Consider the following 4,854-nt stretch of genomic DNA (forward strand, 5'->3'; position numbering starts at 1 on the left):
CGGCGTCCCCGATCGTGGGCGCGCCGGGCGGCTGAGACCAGCTGTCGGCGTCGTCGGCGACGGCGTCGGACCGCGGCCCCCAGGGCCCCGATCGCCACCGGCCAGCCCAGACCCTCGGCGAATTCCGTCATGGACCGGTGGGCGCTGGAGCGGAATCGGCGCCAGGAGGGGGTGGGGATGCCGCGGGCCTCGAGGAGGGGCCACAGCACCGCACGGTCCCGGGCGATGGCCGCGCCGCCGTAGGTGCTCCCGGTGGAGCGCAGATGGGTGAAGGCCACGCCCGCGCCCTCGCCTCCGGGGCGGGTCCCCGCCGGGGAGGCGGTCAGGGAGCCCCCGGGCAGGGCGCGGGTGCTCAGCCCGGCCTCCAGCAGGGCGGTGTGGATGAGCCAGGTGTCCTCCTCGCGACCGCGCAGCAGCTCGCCTGCGGCCGTCGACGGGAGCGCCGCCGGGGCGGTGGACTCGGCGGCGCGCCGTCGAGCACCGTGAAGTCCGTGGCGTCCGGCGCCGGGCAGGGGCGGGACTCGATGGTGCGCACCGCGGCGCGGTCCGGGCCCTCATAGGCCCGGGAGAGGAAGACCCCCACGTGCTCCGCGGGTCCGGACACCACGGCGCGCAGCGTGCGGTCGGTCAGCCGACGGCAGGTCCCCACCAGCCCCATCTCCTGCGCGACGCCGGCGAACCAGTCCTCATATCCGCCGTGGGGCAGCCGACCCGAGACCGTCATCTCCACGCTCAGCGTCTCTGGGCCGCCCGTCTGTGAGGGGGTGCGCAGGGTGAGGCCCGCGGCGGCGGCCGCCCGAGCCACCATCTGGGCGGCAACCGGCAGGGCCGGGCCATAGACCGGGTACTCGTGGGAGTCGATCGCCGGCACCGAGTTGATCTCGCAGATCGCGGCGCGCTGCTCGTCCACAGGACGGCTGATGTCCTCGATGAGGAAGTCGACCCCGGCCGAACCCAGTCCGGGGATCTGGGCGACCGCCCGGCAGGCGGCCTCGACCAGGGAGGGGTGCATGTCCGGCAGGACCTGGGCGTGCTCGCCGCCCTGGTGGGTGTTGGATCCGTAGGAGTACTCGATGCGCACGCCGGCCTCCGGGACGGCGTCCAGGGCGGTGCCCTGGCGGGCCAGCAGACGTTCCAGCGGCTCGCCGCGGGGGATGGGCCGCCCGATCAGATGCGGGTTGTGCTCACGCATGGCCTGCCGCTCGTCGATGAGCTCCGCCACCGTGCGTCGGCCGTCCCCGACGACGGCGCCGCGGCGGCTGATCAGGGCGGAGACGGCCACACCCTCCAGCACGATGATCCGGTAGGCCTCGCCGTCGACGTGCTCCTCGACCAGGGCCTCCCGGACGCCGCGGGAGGCGTCCAGGGCGGCGTCGAAGGCCCAGCGCAGCTCCTCGGCGTCCCGGATGCCGGTGACCACGCCCTTGCCCTCGGTGCCGTTCACCGGCTTGCAGACCACCGGCCAGCCGATCTGCTCCGCGAACGCGAGAGCGGCGTCGAGGTCCCGGCCGGCGAACCGGCGCCCTCGTGGCGCGGGGACGCCGGCGTCCAGCAGCAGCAGCCGGGTGGACTGCTTGTTCCGCCCGATGGGGGAGGAGGGGCTGGAGTTCAGCACGGAGCCGGTCCGGTTGAAGGCCATGGTCCGCCCCTGGGGGTCGGAGGCGGTGAAGGTGAGCGCTCCGCTGCGCAGGGTGGTGAGCCCGTGCCGGAGGCTTTCGCGCTCCAGCAGGACCGTGCTGAGGGGCCGTCGGCCGAAGGCGGCCATGTGCCGGGCGATGTCGTAGACCTGAGGATCTGTCACGTGCGCCAGCATGGAGTCCGAGGCTGGGCGATCGCTGGAGATCTGCTGACTGTCTCGTCCGTGTCGATCGGGGCCGTCGTCCTCGCGGTGCGGCGACGGCGGACGTGGAGCCTGCTCTGGTATGAATGATGCTGTCGATTCCGGACGAACCATGGGGAGTGGAACGGGTGATGATGATCGGTCGACGACTGCGCCGGATGCGGCTGCTGCTCGTGGTGTTCGCCGCCACGGCGGCGGTGTCCCTGGTGGGTGTCGTCGCGCTCCTGCTGGGCCACGACTCCATCGGGCTGGTCCTGCTGATCCTGGCCACCCAGGGGCTCGTCGCCGGGTGCGCCACGGTGCTGCACCGGGCGGTGCTGCGCACCCGCACCCGCTCCGAGGAGGGTCGCGTGGGTGAGCCGCGTCCCGAGATCTCTCCCGAGGACGTGATCCAGGGCCTGCGCGAGGAGCTCGAGGTCCACGGCGCCAACGAGCAGCGCCTCGCCCGTCTGCTGCAGCAGCAGGAGGCCGCCCAGGCCCAGCTGCGACGTCGGCTGTTCGAGGAGTCGTTCCCCTCTCCGGCCGGGAGCGGCCTGCGGAGCAGCGCCTCCCAGAGCTCCACCCAAGCCGGCCCAGAGCAGGGCTGAGGGCGGCCATGGCAGCAGCCCCGGCCGACCCTGCGGACGTCGTCGACGTCGTCATCCTCTCCGACTTCCGCCTGCCCGGCGGCACCACCAGCTCGATCGCGGAGGAGGTCCGGGCCCAGTCCGAGGCCGGCATCAGCACCGCGCTGGTGCATGCGGCGGGCTCGATCACCAACTATCCGAATCCCTGGAGCACCCACATCCAGCGGATCCTGGACCTGCCCGGGGTGCGGATCGCCTCCTCCCGGGACCGGCTCCACGCCAAGGTGCTGATCATCAGGCACCCGACGGTGATCTACAGCACCCGGGCCTCCTTCGAAGGGCTCACCGCGGACCACGTGATCATCGTGGTCAACCATGCCGCCGTCGACGCCGCCGACGTCTGGCACTATCCGGTGGAGGCCACCGACGCCCGGGTGCGCCGACTCTTCGGCGTGGACCCGGTCTGGGCGCCGATCGGTCCGGTGGTGCGCCAGACCGTGCTGGACCAGACCACCCGGGTCCCGCTGCGGGAGACGGACTGGGTCAACATCTTCCGCACCTCCGGCGAAGTGCGCCGCCGTGCAGGCTTCATCGGGGAGAAGCCCGTGATCGGCCGGCACTCCCGCCCGCAGCCGGGCAAGTGGCCCGCCACCGGCAAGGACATCCTGCAGGCCTATCCTGACTCCCCGGACTATCAGGTGGAGATCCTCGGGGGAGCCCAGGTGGCCGAGCACAAGCTGGGCTACGTCCCCTCCCGCTGGCACGTCATCGAGTTCGGCGGGGAGGAGCCGGGACACTTCCTGGAGCGCCTCGACTTCTGGGTCTACATGCACCATCCGGACCTGAAAGAGGCCTTCGGCCGCGCCGCCATGGAGGCCTTGGCCGCGGGGTGCGTGGCGATCATGCCGCCCTACCTCGAGGAGCTCTTCGGCGACGCCGCCCTGTACGCGACGCCGCGCGAGGTCCAGGGGATCGTGGACGAGTTCCGCGCGGATCGGGAGAAGTTCCTCGCCCAGTCCGCGCGGGCGCAGGACTTCGCTCTGGCGTTCAGCCCGGAGATGCACATCCGGAGGCTCGAGGAGCTCGGAGTGCGGGCCACGGGCCGCCCGGCGGCGGCCGAGCCCCGTGATCTGCCGGCCCTGGACGGCCCCGCCTGCTGCTCGCCGCCGAGGCCGACGACGCCGTGGTCGCCGCCGCCGAGGCTCATGTGCGTGCCGTCGAGGACCGGGCGCTGCTGCAGGTGCGGCTCGCCGACCGGCCTGACGAGTCGGCGGGGCGGGATGCCGACCCGGAGCGTGAGCCGTCTCCGGTGCTGCATCTGCCGACCGCCGCCGGTCTGCAGACCGATGAGCGGACCTGGCAGCGGCACCTGCACGCAGGGGTGCGACGCCTGCTCCGCGCCCACCGTCCCGGCCATGTCTATGTGGTGGGCGAGCACGTGCCCGAAGGGATGCTGAGCGCCCTGGCTGGGCGGACGTCCCCGGCACCTGGGTGCGGGGACGGGCCGGCGAGGATGTGGCCCCGGACCCGCGGACGGCCAGCTGCTTCCGCCGGGTGGTGTCTCCCTCCGACCTGGCCAGCCCGGCGCCGCCGAGCATCGAGACCCGCCCGCACGACGCCCATGGACTGCCAGACGGCCGGACAGACGGCCTGACAGAAGGACAGGAGCCCCGCTGATGCCGACCTCCTCCGCGCCGCACGACGCCGAGAGCACCGCAGCCGAGAGCACCGCAGCCGAGAGCACCGCAGCGACCGCTGAGCAGCCGAACCCTGAGCAGCCGGCCGCTGAGCAGCCGGCCGATGAGCCCGTCGCCGGTTCGACCTCCTGGTCCACCAGCCTGGAGGGATGGGCGCGCGCCCGCCACGGCGGCTCCGTGCTCACCGTCCCCTCCACTCTGGACTTCGCCCCGCTGGGCACCCTGCGTCCGCAGACCTTCTACGAGCTGCCGGTGGTGCTGGCCGTGATGACCCGGCGGACGGCTCCGCTGCACGTGGCGCTGACCCGTGCGGTGGAGGTCATCAGGGAGGCCACCTATGCCTTCCGCGCGGTGGTCGTCACCGATGTGCCCACCAGTGCGCCGATCCGCACGGTCGACTGGACGGTGGAGCATGTCCTGGGGGAGGCCGACTGGGCCGTCCTGCAGGAGGAGAACTGGCTGCCGGCGGCGGTGGACCAGCTGGAGTGGGCGCGGCGTCAGTACGGCGCCTCGCTCGTGCTGGCCCCGGAGACGCCGGAGCAGGTGCTGGAGGACGTCGCCCGCGTCGGGGCGTTCACCCGGGCGCCGGAGAAGATCCTGGACACCGCCGCAGGGCTGGTCCGTGAGGCGCTGCCGGCGTCGGAGCCGCCGCCGGGTCACCCGCCGAGCAGGAGCTGCCGCGCTGGTGGGACGCCGCCCGTGCTGACGGGCTGGTGCGGCGGGTGGCCGTCGGCGGCGGCTTCACCGCTGA

At 73.4% G+C, this 4,854-nt stretch carries 5 protein-coding genes; 3 read left to right on the top strand and 2 right to left on the bottom strand.

The features are described 5' to 3' along the window. Nucleotides 1–278, bottom strand: a 278-nt coding sequence (locus tag BCY76_RS16935; RefSeq protein WP_201791168.1) for a hypothetical protein, incomplete at its 3' end; no start/stop codon positions are given. A gap of 74 nt (nucleotides 279–352) precedes the next feature. Beyond that, nucleotides 353–1,801 carry an ATP-binding protein gene (locus tag BCY76_RS16940; protein WP_170922745.1) on the bottom strand — a complete coding sequence of 483 codons (1,449 nt, stop codon included), beginning with the start codon at nucleotides 1,799–1,801 and terminating at the stop codon, nucleotides 353–355. 125 nt (nucleotides 1,802–1,926) lie between these two features. Between BCY76_RS16940 and BCY76_RS17810 the strand changes: the two genes are divergently transcribed. From BCY76_RS17810 to BCY76_RS16950, 3 genes are all read left to right on the top strand, one after another. Next, nucleotides 1,927–2,427 (top strand): hypothetical protein, encoded by a 501-nt coding sequence (locus BCY76_RS17810; RefSeq protein ID WP_070159058.1) that lies wholly within the window; start codon nucleotides 1,927–1,929, stop codon nucleotides 2,425–2,427. 8 nt (nucleotides 2,428–2,435) lie between these two features. Beyond that, entirely contained in the window at nucleotides 2,436–3,863 is a 1,428-nt protein-coding gene (locus BCY76_RS17815) for a glycosyltransferase (RefSeq protein WP_139827872.1), read from the top strand. A gap of 219 nt (nucleotides 3,864–4,082) precedes the next feature. Continuing rightward, on the top strand, nucleotides 4,083–4,854 hold a 772-nt coding region (locus tag BCY76_RS16950), incomplete at its 3' end, for a hypothetical protein (RefSeq protein ID WP_201791169.1).

This window comes from Nesterenkonia sp. PF2B19 (assembly GCF_001758425.2).
Taxonomy (GTDB): domain Bacteria; phylum Actinomycetota; class Actinomycetes; order Actinomycetales; family Micrococcaceae; genus Nesterenkonia; species Nesterenkonia aethiopica.